This window comes from Pseudomaricurvus sp. HS19 (assembly GCF_009857815.1).
Taxonomy (GTDB): Bacteria; Pseudomonadota; Gammaproteobacteria; order Pseudomonadales; family Cellvibrionaceae; genus Pseudomaricurvus.
This window is the reverse complement of record NZ_WVVW01000012.1, coordinates 10,694-25,517: the sequence shown is the minus strand read 5'-3', so window position 1 is coordinate 25,517 and position 14,824 is coordinate 10,694. Positions and strand designations below refer to the sequence as shown.

11 protein-coding genes are annotated in these 14,824 nt (G+C 59.4%); all 11 read left to right on the top strand.

Features of this window, described 5'->3' with window-relative positions:
• Positions 1-19: 19 nt before the first annotated feature.
• The 11 genes from GSF27_RS15450 to GSF27_RS15400 all read left to right on the top strand — a co-directional run bounded on the left by GSF27_RS15450 (position 20) and on the right by GSF27_RS15400 (position 14,614).
• Positions 20-1,696 carry a serine/threonine-protein kinase gene (locus GSF27_RS15450; protein ID WP_160970787.1) on the top strand — a complete coding sequence of 559 codons (1,677 nt, stop codon included), beginning with the start codon at positions 20-22 and terminating at the stop codon, positions 1,694-1,696.
• Between the two features lie 163 nt (positions 1,697-1,859).
• Positions 1,860-4,211, top strand: coding sequence for a protein kinase (locus GSF27_RS15445; protein WP_160970785.1), 2,352 nt, complete (start codon positions 1,860-1,862; stop codon positions 4,209-4,211).
• Positions 4,212-4,230: 19 nt separating this feature from the next.
• Complete coding sequence (locus GSF27_RS15440; RefSeq protein ID WP_160970783.1) at positions 4,231-4,521, top strand: FHA domain-containing protein; 291 nt, start codon at positions 4,231-4,233, stop codon at positions 4,519-4,521.
• A 60-nt stretch (positions 4,522-4,581) separates the two neighbouring features.
• The gene (locus GSF27_RS15435; RefSeq protein ID WP_160970781.1) at positions 4,582-5,391 is read left to right on the top strand and encodes a MotA/TolQ/ExbB proton channel family protein; all 810 of its coding nucleotides are present in this window, start codon (positions 4,582-4,584) and stop codon (positions 5,389-5,391) included.
• Between the two features lie 26 nt (positions 5,392-5,417).
• Entirely contained in the window at positions 5,418-6,176 is a 759-nt protein-coding gene (locus tag GSF27_RS15430; RefSeq protein ID WP_160970779.1) for an FHA domain-containing protein, read from the top strand.
• Positions 6,177-6,178: 2 nt separating this feature from the next.
• Positions 6,179-6,964, top strand: coding sequence for a PP2C family serine/threonine-protein phosphatase (locus tag GSF27_RS15425; protein WP_160970777.1), 786 nt, complete (start codon positions 6,179-6,181; stop codon positions 6,962-6,964).
• 113 nt (positions 6,965-7,077) lie between these two features.
• Positions 7,078-8,568: an FHA domain-containing protein gene (locus tag GSF27_RS15420; protein WP_160970775.1), complete on the top strand. Its 1,491-nt coding sequence runs from the start codon at positions 7,078-7,080 to the stop codon at positions 8,566-8,568.
• 23 nt (positions 8,569-8,591) lie between these two features.
• Positions 8,592-9,413: a VWA domain-containing protein gene (locus GSF27_RS15415; protein WP_160970773.1), complete on the top strand. Its 822-nt coding sequence runs from the start codon at positions 8,592-8,594 to the stop codon at positions 9,411-9,413.
• 8 nt (positions 9,414-9,421) lie between these two features.
• On the top strand, positions 9,422-10,330 hold the full coding sequence (locus GSF27_RS15410) for a serine/threonine-protein kinase (RefSeq protein WP_160970771.1): 909 nt from the start codon (positions 9,422-9,424) through the stop codon (positions 10,328-10,330).
• 28 nt (positions 10,331-10,358) lie between these two features.
• Positions 10,359-12,002, top strand: coding sequence for a PP2C family serine/threonine-protein phosphatase (locus GSF27_RS15405; protein ID WP_160970769.1), 1,644 nt, complete (start codon positions 10,359-10,361; stop codon positions 12,000-12,002).
• Entirely contained in the window at positions 11,999-14,614 is a 2,616-nt protein-coding gene (locus tag GSF27_RS15400; protein WP_160970767.1) for a M4 family metallopeptidase, read from the top strand. The genes GSF27_RS15405 and GSF27_RS15400 overlap by 4 nt, the downstream gene beginning before the upstream one ends.
• The last annotated feature ends 210 nt before the right edge of the window (positions 14,615-14,824 follow it).

Sequence of the window (14,824 nt, the reverse complement as noted above, 5' to 3'; positions counted from 1 at the left end):
CTGGCCACCAAGACACACTATGACCGATAGAGAAACACACAACCTGGCCCTGCCCATCGGCAGCAGCATCAGCCAGTACCGGATTGAGTCGGTACTGGGCATGGGCGGCTTCGGCATTGTGTACAAGGCCAGGCACCAGTTTCTCTACGACCGGGTAGTGGCCATCAAGGAGTTCCTGCCGCGGGATCTGGCGGGACGTCGTGGCACTACCGTAGTGCCTCACAGCACTTCGGATCAGGATCTCTACAACAACAGCCTGCAACGTTTCAGAAACGAAGGCCGCACACTGTCAGCCCTCAGCCACCCCAATGTGGTCTACTGCCAGGACCTGTTTGACGCTAACGACACCGCCTACCTGATCATGCACTTTGAAGACGGTGCCCCGCTGGATGAGTTGATCAGGAAACACGAAGCCCAGGGCACCCGCTACACCGAGCAGCAGTTGCTGGCCATCCTGATCCCTGTGGCCAAAGGGCTCGAATATGTTCATGCACAGGGTGTACTGCACCGGGATATCAAGCCGGACAATATTTTCCTGCGCCGTGCCGATGAAAGTCCGGTCATCATCGATTTTGGTGCAGCCCGGCAAAACTACCTCAGCGCCACCCGGACCCAGTCGCCCTTCACCCCCTTTTACGCGCCCATTGAGCAGATGGACGCCAACGCCAAACCCCTGCCCACGCTGGACATACACGCCTTTGGCGGCCTGATGTACCGCATGGTGTGCGGCGCCGCAGGACCCGATGCCCAGAAGCGGCTGATGGACTTCTCCTTCGGCCAGAAGGATCCACTGGAGCCAGCACAGGTACGCATGGCCGGTGTTTACAGTGACGACTTCCTGGCCATGATCGACCAGTGCCTGGCGCTGAAAGCCGGGCAGCGTCCACAAACCATGACCGAGGTGCGGGAGAAGCTGGAACAGCTCGCAGCGAATAAAGCCGAACAATATTCAGCGCCGGATTCACAGCAAACCAATTCCGTGCCGCAAGGCTCGGAAGCTACAGCTCCATCATCGGCCGGCTCCAAAAGCACTATTCGCAAACTGGCCACGCTGGTCATCTTCGGAATTTTTGTGGCGGCACCACTCACTGTATGGCTCAAGGTGTCCAATAGCCCGCAACCAGCCCCACCACAGATCACTGCACCGCCGACGCCACCAGCGGCAGTCAAAACCATTCCCCTTTATGTGACGACTCAGCCTGAGCAGGCGGTTGCCCGGATCCAGCTCCTCAATTACGGCACCGATTTTTATCAGGGCATTGAGCTGCCTCCCGGAACTTACCAACTCAAGCTATCAGCCGATGGGTACAAGGATCGTCTGAAGACTATCACCATTGACGATTTCCGAACGAAGTACGAGCTCGATGTGTACATGCCGCCGGATCTTGGCTGCGACGGCAATTGCACCAACGGCTATGGCACCTGGAAATATACCAACGGCAAATACAGCGGCCTTTGGCAAAACAGCGAACGACACGGCAAAGGCAAGTACTTCTGGAAGGATGGCAGCTCCTATAGCGGAGAGTGGCAAGGGAATAAGCGCCACGGCGAAGGTGATTTCATTGCGGCCAACGGACGCACGGAAAGGCAGTACTGGTGGTATGGCAAGCAAGTTAACCTCGAAGAGTTATTCAAGCTGGAATTGGACGTCACTATCGACGAAATATTGGCAGAAGAAGAGCAGAAGATTCAGTAAAACCCTGAACAGGATACTGTCCCGGGACAGTGACAGCTGAGTGGAAAACACACTGTTCCGGACTGACAACCGGTACCAAATGTCAGCCGGCGCTCTTAACGGGGCAGGGTATGAACCAGTCAGAACATGGACATTCGCAGGACACGGACACGCAAGACACACCATGACCGATAGAGAAGAGAACAATCTGGCCCTGCCCATTGGCAGCAATATCAGCCACTACAGGATCGAGTCTGTCCTCGGCATGGGCGGCTTTGGCATTGTCTACAAGGCCCGGCACGAATTCCTCGACGACCGGGTGGTGGCGATCAAGGAGTTCCTGCCGCGGGAGATGGCCGGCCGCCAGGGCAGCACCGTGGTGCCGCACACCAGCTCCGACCAGCCCCTCTACAGTGACAACCTGCAACGCTTCAGGAATGAGGGGCGCACACTGGCGGCGTTGCAGCACAACAACGTCGTCCACTGCCAGGATCTGTTTGACGGCAATAACACCTCCTACCTGATCATGGACTTCGAGGACGGCCTGCCGCTGAACCAGCTGATCGAAATCCACGAGTCCCGGGGCACCCGTTACAGCGAGCAGCAACTGCTGGCGATCCTGGTACCGCTGGCCGGAGGTCTGGCCTACGTGCACTCGCGGGACGTCCTGCACCGGGACATCAAACCCGATAACATCTTTATGCGTCGCAGTGATGAGAGTCCGGTGATTATCGACTTCGGCGCCGCCCGCCAGAACTACCTCAGTGTTACCCAGACCCACGCCCCCTTCACGCCGTTTTACGCCCCCATTGAACAGATGGACACCCAGGCTAAACCCCTGCCGACGCTGGACATCCACGCTTTTGGTGGCCTGATGTACCGCATGGCTTGTGGCACCACCGGTCCCGATGCCCAGAAGCGCCTGATGGAAGTGTCATTTGGCAAGGAAGACCCGCTGCAACCCGCCTCTGCCCGGGCGCAAGGACACTACAGCAACACCCTGCTGCAACTGATCGACCAGTGTCTGGCCCTGAAGGCCACAGACCGGCCACAAACCATGGAAGAAGTACTGCAGCGACTGGTCGCCCTGCAACAACAGACCGGGGATAGTGCGGCAGCGGAAAAGCCTTCAAGCAACAAGACCAGCGCCGCCAAAAAATCCCCCAGGGCCAGGAAGAGCAGCCAGAAAGTCGCGCCCCTCAAACCATTACAATTTCCCTACGGCGCAGAGATCCAACACCACGGCGACACTTACTACCTGAAGCCCATCTCCAAAAACGATTCCGGAGAGCAGCGTTCCGGCTGGCGTCTCTATTTTGCCCGTCCCGCAGCCAACGCCATGCAAGCGCCGCAACTGCTGCTGCAGTGGTACCCGGCACTGAAGGATGAGGCCCTGCGGGAATTCGTCGAAGAAGAGACCGAATATTATTGGGATGAATACGCCCATGACATTGAGCAGCATCAGGTTGAAATTGGGCAGTTTGATCCGGGCAGTATGACCTTTACCGCAGCCATTGGCGGCGAAGAGACACTGCTGGAGCACATGGAGTATCTGGAAGCCGAAGGCTTTCGCTACAGCGAGCACGCCCTGCTGAAAATGGTGAAGGGCTTTCTCGACAAGTTGCCTTGCCAGAGCGGGCCACGGGTCAACAACAGTATCCACCCGGAGCTGATGCTGATGCCGGATCGCTGGCTGCACTTTGGCCAGCTGCGTCAGCCCGGATGGCTGGAGGAGCCCGGCCGCAGCCGTTCCGGCTTTACCGCTTACGATTTTCCCGAGTCCGGCACCGATACCGACCAGCAGACACGCAACCTCGAGTTTGAGCGCGGCGGTATCTACTCCATGGGCGCCATTCTCTACCGTCTGGCCTGTGGTTTCGAAGCCCCCAACTTCAGTGCCCGCCAGCGGGACAACATTCCCGCCGACAGCGTCCTCCGGCAGCTGCGCCCCGGTTACAGTGAGGTTCTGGCTAAATTAATCGCCGCCTGCTGGGAGCTGGACGCAGGCAAGCGCATTGGCAGCTGGGCAGAACTCGCCACCGTGGTTGAGCAAGCCCTGTACCTTACGCCGGCCAGTGAGCCGGTATTGATCAAGGCCGGCACACCAAAATCACCTTATGACGGCATCGCCAACCGTCGCGGAATGCGCCTGGATATTGCCGATGCCATGCAGGAGTGCCGGCGCCACCTGCAAAAAGCCGCAGGTCCGAAGAGTGTGGTACCGGGCAAGAACGACTATTCGGGCAAGTTGCTGGGCGGCCTCTATGCAGCGGAAGAACAACACAAGCCGGCAGGTTCGGCAGCCCGGGAGATTGCACGGGAGACGGCCACCCCGGAGCCCACCCGCCATCAAATGCGGCCGCAATCGGCGCCCAAACCAGAAGCCAAGCCGGCACCAACACCCGCGGCCGCAGAGACAAGCGGCGCCGCGCGCCTGAAATCCGGCCTCAAGACCCTGGTCAAGGTCTACCTGGGGCTCAGCACCGCAGCCCTTGCTGTGTTCCTGTTTATCGCGCTGCTGGAAGCGGCAGGCTAAACCCGGGAGACGATGAGCAGTGAAGTTTTACGTCGGCCGCAGTGCGCAACAGTGTGACGTTATCGTCAATGACGACAGCGTCTCCCGCGTGCACCTGCAGGTTGAGGCATACAGCTCGCAGGCCATTACGCTGCAGGACCAGAACAGCAGTTACGGGTCTTTTTACTGGCATGAGCAGCAACAGGCCTGGCTGCCGTTCCAAAGCATCGATCTGTCCGTCAACAGTTACATCATGATCGGCAATGCCAAATTGCGGGTCATGGAGCTGCTTATCGCCTATCAGGTGCAGCGGCGTAACCAACGGGTTTAATCGACGACGGAGCGATGGCAGGCAAAGAACAACCAACCGTTACAGGTATGAGATAAAGGTATGAACAACAAGGATCAAGAAGATCTCTATTTTCGCTTGCTGGTAGCCCTGGGGGCGGCATTTATCGGCTTCTTATGGGTGGTGATTGCCTCGTTTGTCACCTCCCCCCAGGAGGCCACCAGTACCGAGTTGCGCCTGAGCGATGTGCTCTATGATCGCAGCTCGCCCATCTACCCGTTCACCATCCAGAACGCCATGTGGGTCTTCTTCTTTGTCTGCGCCGGCGAGCTCTGGTGTCGCTGGCACCGCGCCACCGAAGAGAAGCAGCAGCTGCGCCGCGGCCTGCTAAGCGACGACGACGGCATGCTCTATCGCACCAAGGAAGTGGGCAAGATCTACCAGACGCTGACGGCCGACAAAAGCAGCCGTCACTTCTTCCTGCAGCGGCTGGTGGGTCGTGTGTCATTGCAATTCCAGCTCACCAACAGTACCGACCAGGCCAACAGCCTGATGAATTCGTCGCTGGAGCTGATGCAGCATGAGGTGGACCTGAAGTACAACATGATCCGCTACATGGTGTGGCTGATCCCGACCCTGGGCTTTATCGGCACCGTGGTCGGTATTGCGCTGGCGCTCTCTGCCGCTGGCGACATGCCGGATCTCACCAATAGCGCCGCCATCAAGGAGTGGGTTGCGGTGCTGACCACCAAGCTGGGGGTCGCCTTTAACACCACCCTGCTGTCGCTGATCCTGTCGGCGATTCTGGTATTTATGATGCACCTGGCCCAGGGCCGGGAAGAAGCCACCCTGAACATGGTGGGCCAGTACTGTCTCGACCGGCTGGTCAACCGACTGATTGAAGAACCCTGATCTGCACAACCTGTGAGGAATTGAACATGGCTTATCGTTTAGGCCCCGACGGCAAACCGCAAGAAGTCAAAAGCAGCTACAACAAGGATGATGTTGGCACCCAGCCACCGCGCCCGCGCAATGAGGAGGCCACCATCCCGCCACCTCGTAACAAGCAGGCTTCCCAGGAGCCGGATACACAGCCGCCCAATCGCAGCGGCGGTGCCGGGCTGTTTGCCCATGTCGACGACGGCACCAATCACAAGACCGCCCCCAGGAAGGCTACTGCGGATGTACGCCCTAAAAACATCTCGGGCGGCGAGGAACCCGAGACCAGACCGGCAAGGAAGAGTGGCTTGTTCGACCATGTGCAGGGTAATCCGCCCCCTGCTCCAGCCCCCTTGCCGGGAGAGCCCCGCACCCAGATCGCCATGGGCAGCCGCATGCAATCAGCAGGCAACACCGCAGAGCTGGTGTGTGGCTGGCTGGTCATTATTGATGGCCCCGGCAAGGGGAGCTCACTGGTGGTAGGTCCGGGCCAAAGTATTGTGTCCCGCTCACCAGAGCAGCGTATTTGCCTCAACTTTGGTGATGACACCATCACCAGCAAGGAGCAGTTACGCATCATTTTTGACGATGAAGAGCGGGAGTTCTTTATCAGTCCGGGCAACGGTTCCAGCCTCAACCGTCTCAACGGCCAGGTAGTGGGTAGCCAGATGCTTCTGAATTCCGGCGACACCCTGAAAGTGGGCAAGACCACCCTGCGTTTTGTCGCCTTCTGTGACAAGAGCTTCTGCTGGGAGTAACCATGCTGGATATCGGAGTAGCCCAAACCCAGGGCAAGCGCGGTTATCAGGAAGACGCCGTCAATAACCTGATCTACAGCAGCGGCCTGACCCTGAGTGTGCTGTCGGATGGCATGGGTGGCGCGGTGCACGGCGAGATTGCCAGCCGCGAAATCCTCGCCGCGTTTCTCGACAGCTTTCGCAACAGTGATAACGACGACCTGGCGGCGCGCCTCTACACCGGGGTAGACCATGCCAACCGTCATCTCAACGCCTACATCGGCCAGTACCCGGAGTGCGACGGCATGGGCGGCACCCTGCTGGCCACACTCTACACCGGCGACCGCCTCGAGTGGGTCAGTGTGGGGGACAGCCCTCTCTGGCTGGTGCGCAACGGAGAGATCATGCGCATCAACGAAGACCACTCCCGCAAGGCGCAGATCCAGGCACTGGTGCAGCAGGGCCAGATGACTGCCGAGGAGGCGGCCAACCATCCGGAGCGCAATCAGGTGACCTCAGCGGTCATGGGCTACGAAGTGGCCCTGCTGGACATGAACAGCATCGAGGCCCGCCCCGGTGATCTGTTCCTGCTGGCTTCAGACGGCATCGAGTCTGTTTCCGAGACCGAACTGCTGCAGATTTGCCAGCAATGCGCTGACGCCGAGGCCCAGGCTCTGGCGGAGCAGGTGATTCAGTACGTCGACCAACTGGATCGTCCCTATCAGGACAACGCCACACTGGCGGTGCTGAAAGTGGGTCAGTTTGACGGCGACACAGAAGAAAGCAACGAGGCCGAGGTCACCAAATAGCGGCACGAAATAGCGACACGACCTCGTCGCAGGTATACAGAACGGACGCCACAACGGCGTCCCGACAAACGCATAACAGGAAAGAACTGAAGGGGATTGGGGTGATTAAGTTTTTGTCAAAGACCGCACTGGTAGCGGCATCTTTTACCGGCCTGCTGCTGTCGGCACAGGCCATGGCCAGCAGCGCTTACAAGGTGGAAGTGACCGACCGCGACGGCAAGCAGAAATCCGGCCTGGCCACCAAGGTGAACGACACCGATTTTGTGGTGGACCACAAGCTGCTCTCCTCCGCCGCCCAGGTGGTTCTTCTGGACGCCAGCCGCACTCCCGCCACCCGGGTGATTGCCGACATCAAGGTCAATGACGACGACACTCCGGTTGCCGTGATCTCCGCTACCGGTATCAGTGGCGATGCCATGCAGCTGGCCAGGGAGCCGCTGCAGGCAGGTCGGGAAGTGTTTCTCGCCACCACCACAGAATCACGCCCCGGTGTGGTACTGCGGCTGGAGCCGGTCAAGTCCGTGGGCGACAACACGGTTTATGTGCATCACGCCCTCTACAGCAAAGGCGAATGGGGCGCTCCCCTGCTCAACAACTGCCAGGCACTGGCCGGGATCAGCCTGGCGGAAGGTTCCTTCCTGAACTCCATGAAAGCCCCCGAACAGCTGGCTTACGCCCTGGGTACCGATGAACTGAAAGCGCTGCTGGACAAGCACTCGGTGGCTTACACCACCGAGGCCGACGTCTGTCTCAGCAAGGAGGATCAGGCCGCGCTGGATCTGCAGAAAGCCGAAGAGGAGAAAGCCAAAGCCGAGGCTGCCGTTAAAGCCGCCGCCAGCCAGGCCGCCAGTGATGCCGCTGCCGCAGAACAACGGCTGAAGGACAAGGAGAAGGCCCTGGCCGATGCCAAAGCCGCCATGGAGAAAGAGCAGCAGCGCCTGAAGGAGCTGCAGGAACAGGCAGAGCAGACCCGCATTGAGGCCGAACAGAACCGTCTTGAGAAAGAGAAAGCCGAAGCCCTGGCGAAAAAGGTCAAGGAAGAGAGCGACAAGAAAGCCGAGCAGGAACAGCAACAGAAATTGATTCTGGTAGCTGTCGCCGCGGCCGTCATTGTGCTGTTGTTGCTGATTTTCCTGTTCGTACTCGCCCGTCGCAAGAAAGCTATCGCCGCCAAGGAACTGGAAGTGGCCCAGCAGCGTTCACAGGCGGAAATGCTCTCCAATGCCAACCAGCAACTCAACCAGGAGCTGGAATCCGCCAAGGTCGCGTCCGCCAAAACCTTCAGTGACATTCTGCTCAACGGCGTCGATGGCGACGGCAATCCGGTCAAGCTCAAGGTGAGTGGCAAGGCACTGGCCATGAACGGCGAACAGTCCATCGGTCGCGAAGCCAAACAGGTGGATTGTGTACTCACCTCCGAGGAGATCTCCCGCCAGCACCTGAAACTGATCCTCAGGGACGACACCCTCTACGTGCGCGACCTGGGCAGCTTTAACGGCACCTACCTCAATCGCAATCGTCTGGAGCCCAACCAGGATGTGGCCCTGCCCAGCGGCAGCAAGCTGGCCCTGAGCACCATTGAACTGGATGTCTCCTACAACTGAGGGAGCGGTAACGGAACACGGCCATGAAACTGAAAAACCGCGAAATCAATATCTTCAGCATGTCGGCACTCGACCTGTTCGCCTCAGGCATGGGTGCTTTCATTCTGCTGGCGGTGATTGCGCTGCCCTTTTTCACCAACATCTCCAAGGTGCCGGCGGCAGGCCCCCAGGTCTGTCCCGAGCCCATTGTGTGTCCAAAGCCTGTGGTGTGCATGACCTGCCCGCCACCGGAGCCCGGCTTTAAAAAATTGCCGGATCTCGACTTTGTGGTGGTTCTCGATATCTCCGGCAGTATGGACGATGAGCTGAACGGATTGAGGGCTGAGATCGGCGGTGTGGCAGCGCTGCTGGATAAACTGGCGGAGAGCTCCTACATCCGCATTGTGCCATTTGGAGACGCGGGATTTGATGTGCCGGTATCCAATCAGTTTCCCCTCACCCCCACCAAAGACTTGGCAGCCGTGCAGAAGGTACTTAATCAGGTGAAGATCGATATGGGTATGGGCAGCGGCCGCAATATTTCCGGCAACGGTGAGTCGGTCTACCCGGGCTTTGCCGAAGCTCTTGATACCGGCTGGCGCAGCGGTTCCAAAAACAAGGTTATTGTCATCATGACTGACGACAAGCCTCACCCGGGAGACAACCAACGCCTGCTGAGCGCGGTCGACACGTTTGCCGCCCGGAATAAGGGCAATAAAGTCTCGGTGATTTATACCGGCACAGATGCAGACCAGGAGACGTTTTACAAGACGGTTAGCCAGCGGGGTAACGGCGACCTGATAGTTCAGTCCAAGGGCATGACGACACTGACGTCCTCCCTGATCCTGTCGTTGTTCCCCAAGTAACAGCGTCCATGTCTGTATCGTCCAACGCCCTCAACCCCGGCGACCGCATCCAGCGCTACATCGTCAAATCCGTCCTCGGCGAGGGCGGCTTTGGCATCGTCTACCTGGCCGAGCATCGCTGGCTGGGCTACGAGGTGGTGATCAAGGAGTATTTCCCGAATAAAGCGGTGTGTCGCCAAAATGGCGAAGTCCTGCCACTGTTCTCCGAGGAGATCGAGTTCTACCAGAACGCCCTGCATCGCTTCGAGCTGGAGTGCCAGACCCTGCTCAACCTGGATCACCCCAACGTGGTCTATGTGTACGACAGTTTCTACGCCAACAACACCGCCTACATGGTGATGCACTATGAACAGGGCACGACACTGGATCACTACTTTTCCCGCTTCATAAATCAACACCAGCGGGGCTGTTACTGGGACGAGATTCAGGAGCCGATGTTTTGCATTATGGATGCGCTGGCGTTTATCCATGAGCGCAGCATCTTCCACCGCGACGTTAAACCGCAAAATATTTTTATTCGCCAACCCTCCCAGCAACCGCTGTTGCTGGACTTCGGCGCCGTCAAGCTCAGCAGCGGCAGACTCAGCCGCTATGCCCCCCGCACCGAAGGCTACGCAGCGCCGGAACAGATGGGAGGTGACGATTACATCGGCCCCTGGACTGACGTACACGGCATCGCGGCCACCATCGTGCGATTGCTAAGTGCGCACATGCTGCCCTACACAGAAGAGAGGCCCGCGACGGACGGCCCTGCAGAACAGGACCCCATGTCACAGCTGATCGACGTAGTGGCCATGAACGAAAACGTCGCACTGGCGGAAGTGCTCTGGTCGGCCCTGAAGCCATCGGTGAAATCCCGCATACAGACCATCCCGGAATTGCAGCAACGACTACGGCAGGTTAGCCGGTATCGCTGATGCCGCCGCCCGAGCCCAAGGAACCATTATGCCCAGCACCCCCTACTCTCTCACTTTCGAACTGAACGACATTGGCGGCCGTAAAAGCAACCAGGACCGGGTGGCTCACTTCGCCAACGCCGCCGGTGACCAATGGTTGCTTGTGGTAGCCGACGGCGTCGGAGGCTCCGACCGGGGCGAGCTGGCAGCGCAGGCAATTGTTGATGTGGCGGCGGAGGTGTGGGCAGAGGGGGCACCGACAGCCAACACTGAAGCCTGGCTGCAAGCCTTTGCCCAACGCTGCAACGATCGTGTTGGCGAGGTGCAGTCCTCCAGCGGCCACCGCAGCCAATCCACCCTCGCTGCCCTCTACCTGAGCGACGGCCAGGCCTGGTCCGTACACGCCGGGGACAGCCGTATCTATCAACTGCGCAGCGACACTGCAGAACACAGTCGCGACCACTCCTGGGTCTACGCGCAGTTCCTGTTGGGTGCACTGAAGCAGGAAGAGCTGGCCACCCACCCGGCCCGCAACCAGTTACTGAACTGCATTGATGGCCGCGCCGAGAGTATGTTCGACGTTCATCACTGGGACGCTGACAGCGACGCTGGCTACCTGGTTTGCAGCGATGGTTTCTGGGACATTTTTACCGATGCCGAACTGCCTGCTTTGGTGCGCGAGCGCAATTGCGAAGCGCAGATTCTTAATCGCGTTGATGACTATATTGCCGCCCATCCCGGCCACGACAACACCAGTGCCCTGCTGTTGATGCCCGCCGTCGCAGAACCAGTCGCCACAGAGCCGGTCACCACAGAGCCTGCCGCCATCTCCGCTACCGACACCGGGACCCGGAATCAGGTGGTGGTCGTGCGCAAGACTCCCCCAAAACACCGCGCCTTGCTGGCGGGAGTGTTGATCATGACCGCCCTCCTACTGGGCTACAGCGCCTGGCGCAGCCTCTCCCCGGACAATAGTGGAAACGCAGCCACTGCGCCCTCCACCGCCAGCACTGCAGCCGGGGAAGAAAACGGCGGCGATGACAATCAAGGCAACAGCGAACAGGCAGGCGAAGGCAGCCCTGCCACCCAGCCCGGCAACGACAGTAATAGCGAAGACAGCCCTGCAACCGCCCCGGGCTTCGAAGGCGAAGAGGGTCTCAACCAGGGACTGCTGTATGTGGAGGGTATTCGTATTCCGGTTCCCGCCGGCGAACCGGATGTGGTGGATGCCATCAAGGATTACCTGGTCAGCCATGGCTATATGCGCCAGCAGGACAAGTTGTGGCTGGGCAAAGGCTCCCCGTCTGAGCTCACCGGCGAGTGGATCGCCACGGTTAAATTTTTATACAAACTGGCGCCGGTACTGGGCGGTGAACTCAAGGTACGCCTGCTGGTGGACGGCACTACCGTAACCGAGGTGGAAGTGTTATCCGGTCAGATCCCGCAACTGCAGCAGCTGCCCGAAGCGCCGGCCCACTCCTTTGCCGACTGTCTGCAACAACACAATGCCGTGCCGGCTGGCCAGCGCCAGACACCGGAGCCCACCCTGCTTGTGAGCGCCGCCCACCAGGATTTTCTGTGGGTGGATGAGCTGGTCATTAACAATGAGCCGGCCCGCTACTACCTGCTGGCCGCCGATTGCTCCGTGGAGTTGACCGAACCTCTCACAATCTCAGGCGGAGAGACTCCATGAAACCCTGGCTGTACCCACTGCTCGGACTGGGCTTGCTGGCCAGCGGCAGCCTCTACGCCGCAGACGATGGCGAAGGCCAGTCCACTGCGCTAAAGGCTCCCCTGACTCTGAACGATCTGCCAGCGGCTTCCACGCCACTGCATGACAAGCAGGCCGTAGCGCGCTGGTTACAGGACAATAAACAGGAGTACGGTTTTCACCCGGATTCGGAGCTGGTGGTTACCCCGGCCAACAGCAGTGGTCAAACAGACGCCGGCGGTTACCGCAGCTTCCGCATCCAGCAAACGCTGCAGGGCATTCCCGTCTACCTGCAGCAATCGGTGCTGGTGACCCGACAGGGGCAACCGGACAGTTTTTACCTGAATGCCAGTGATGCCGATTTTGAAAGTTACAGCGACAGTATCGATTACCATTCCATAGCGGGACGTTTCCTGCAACAACACGATATCAACAGTAACGGCCAGTGGCAGGCGGAAAAGATCTATTGGCGTCAGGGTGAAAAGCTTCTCGCAGCCATTCGCGTCAGCGGCGAATTAAAATCACCGCAGTCCGGGTTGATTACGGAATATGTCATCGACACCAACGGCGAGCAGCTGGACGAATTTACCCGCGAGTACAGCGACCAATACCATATTGTCGACGTGGATAAACTCTGCCAGCAATACAACCGTACCGGTGGCCTGATCCTGTTCGAGGAACTGGCATTCCTGGTGGAGAAACAGATCCTCGGTAAACGCGCGATCACCTCCACCAGCGGCACGACCAATCCCAAGCCCCGCAAACTTGCCGACCTGTTTGAAAAGATCGATGCTTTCCTGAATACGAAGTTTCATCAGGGCTTGTCTGCCGGAGGTCCGGTTCCCTTCGCCGTGGCATCGGGCAGTTGGTGGAGCAGCCACCCTGAGGCAACCGGCGTCAATTGCTCGGGCAACGGCTTTAATGCCATGTGGACCAACATCAAGATCAATGGCCGCGCCTATGGCTACATGCACATCCCCCACGCACAGCTTGATCACCCTGACACCATCATGCACGAGTATTCCCATGGGGTAGTGGATTACTCTTCCGGGCTGATCTACCGCAAGGAATCCGGAGCCCTGAACGAGGCCTTTTCCGATGCGGTGGGAGTGTCGTTCAAAATCTGGCTGAACGGTCGTGAAAGCAGCCCGGCTCGCGGGGATTGGCGCAAGGGGACCTCCCGGGATTTCAAGGAGCCCGCCAGACTGACCTACCGCCTGCCCGACCTCCGCTCTCCCAGACCTTACCCGGATCACTACCGGGAGCGTTATCAGGGGCGGGAGGATCATGGCGGCGTGCACATCAATTCCTCCATTATTAACCACGCCTACTACCTGCTGGCCGAAGGGGGCCCACACAGGCGCCTGGGCGGCAAGGCCGTCACCGGTATCGGTGTAGAGAAAGCCCTCAACATCTGGTTTCTGGCGGTTACTGAACACTTCACCCCCACCACCAACTTTGCCAATGCCCGCATGATGTTTGCCAAGGCCGCCGAGCGCCTCTATGGCAAGCACGGCACCGAGTGGCAAGCCGTGCATGAAGCCATGGATGCCGTCGGTGTGCCCGGCAACTGGAGCCTGCCGCCTAAACCACCCGTGGCCAAACCGCCGGTTAAACCGGCCCCTGAAGTGAAACCTGCTCCGGAAGTGAAGCCTGAGCCGGAGGTCAAGCCACCCGCGCCCAAGCCGCCGGTGAAGGAACCCAAGCCGGAGCCGGAGCCTACCGGCCCCTCCCCGACGCTGGCGCTGGCCGCCGCCATTGCCGCCGGTCTGATGATCCTGGGGATTGTTACCATCATCCGCCGGGCACGCCCCGAAGCAGCCACCAACACGGCTTATGATCATTCCCAACCAGCATCGGCAGCGCCTTTCCATCAACCAGCCACTCCCGCCGCCGACAAGCGTCCGGCGGGCATCGCGCTGCTACTGGAAGAGTCCGGCCGCACACACAAGCTCGACGCGGCCAAACTGTCCGGCAAGGGCGTGGTGATCGGTCGCTCAGATCGCTGCGATATCGTTATCGACAACCCGTCGGTCTCCAGCATGCACGCGCGCCTGACCACCAATGGCTCCAGCTGCTACCTGGAGGATCTCGGTTCCAGCTACGGCACCTCCATTAACGGCAGTAAGATCCCCAGCGGCCAACCGCTGTCTATCGCCCTCCCCTGTGAATTCAGCCTGTCTGATCACCGGTTCAAGGTCTCCGGCCCACAGCAGGGCGATGCCAGCCACTCCAGCGATGCTCCCAGCCGTCAGAAACCCACCGGCGACACCCGCAAGATTCTGTTAACCGGAGAAGGCCTGCGGGCCAAACTCAGCTCCGCCAACGTGGGCGGTGGCTACACCCTGGGACGCGGCGCCAACGCCGACCTGGTGGTGCAACACCCGTCGGTATCCTCAACCCACGGCAAGATCACCTTCCGGCTGGGTCACTGGTACTACGAGGACCTGGGCTCCTCCTACGGCTCCAGCGCCCAGACTGGCGGTGAATCCTCCACCCAGGTCCCGGTCGTCGAGGGCAAGCCGATTCGTATCGCTCCGGGCACCAGGCTGCACCTGTCGGATTACCTGATCACGGTTGAGGAGGTGGGGTGAGGGGCGGAGACCGGCGCTGGGCATCCGGGTCTGGAGATTACCGAATCTAATGGGTATGCTTCCGGGATTAGGAATTTTAATAGGACGCTGCGCTACAGGACGCGTTGCTACAGGATTCAGGACGCTTCGCTACAGGGGAAAACCAAAACCTTTAACGAAGCGCCGCCCTTGTAGGAGCCCCCCCTGTAGCGCCAGCGTCCTCGACCCTGT

What these genes read in the sequence shown, in the direction of transcription:
- GSF27_RS15400 (WP_160970767.1), top strand. Translation starts at nt 11,999, where the DNA reads ATGAAACCCTGGCTGTACCCACTGCTCGGACTGGGCTTGCTGGCCAGC.
- GSF27_RS15405 (WP_160970769.1), top strand. Translation starts at nt 10,359, where the DNA reads ATGCCCAGCACCCCCTACTCTCTCACTTTCGAACTGAACGACATTGGC.
- GSF27_RS15450 (WP_160970787.1), top strand. Translation starts at nt 20, where the DNA reads ATGACCGATAGAGAAACACACAACCTGGCCCTGCCCATCGGCAGCAGC.
- GSF27_RS15410 (WP_160970771.1), top strand. Translation starts at nt 9,422, where the DNA reads ATGTCTGTATCGTCCAACGCCCTCAACCCCGGCGACCGCATCCAGCGC.
- GSF27_RS15445 (WP_160970785.1), top strand. Translation starts at nt 1,860, where the DNA reads ATGACCGATAGAGAAGAGAACAATCTGGCCCTGCCCATTGGCAGCAAT.
- GSF27_RS15425 (WP_160970777.1), top strand. Translation starts at nt 6,179, where the DNA reads ATGCTGGATATCGGAGTAGCCCAAACCCAGGGCAAGCGCGGTTATCAG.
- GSF27_RS15435 (WP_160970781.1), top strand. Translation starts at nt 4,582, where the DNA reads ATGAACAACAAGGATCAAGAAGATCTCTATTTTCGCTTGCTGGTAGCC.
- GSF27_RS15430 (WP_160970779.1), top strand. Translation starts at nt 5,418, where the DNA reads ATGGCTTATCGTTTAGGCCCCGACGGCAAACCGCAAGAAGTCAAAAGC.
- GSF27_RS15415 (WP_160970773.1), top strand. Translation starts at nt 8,592, where the DNA reads ATGAAACTGAAAAACCGCGAAATCAATATCTTCAGCATGTCGGCACTC.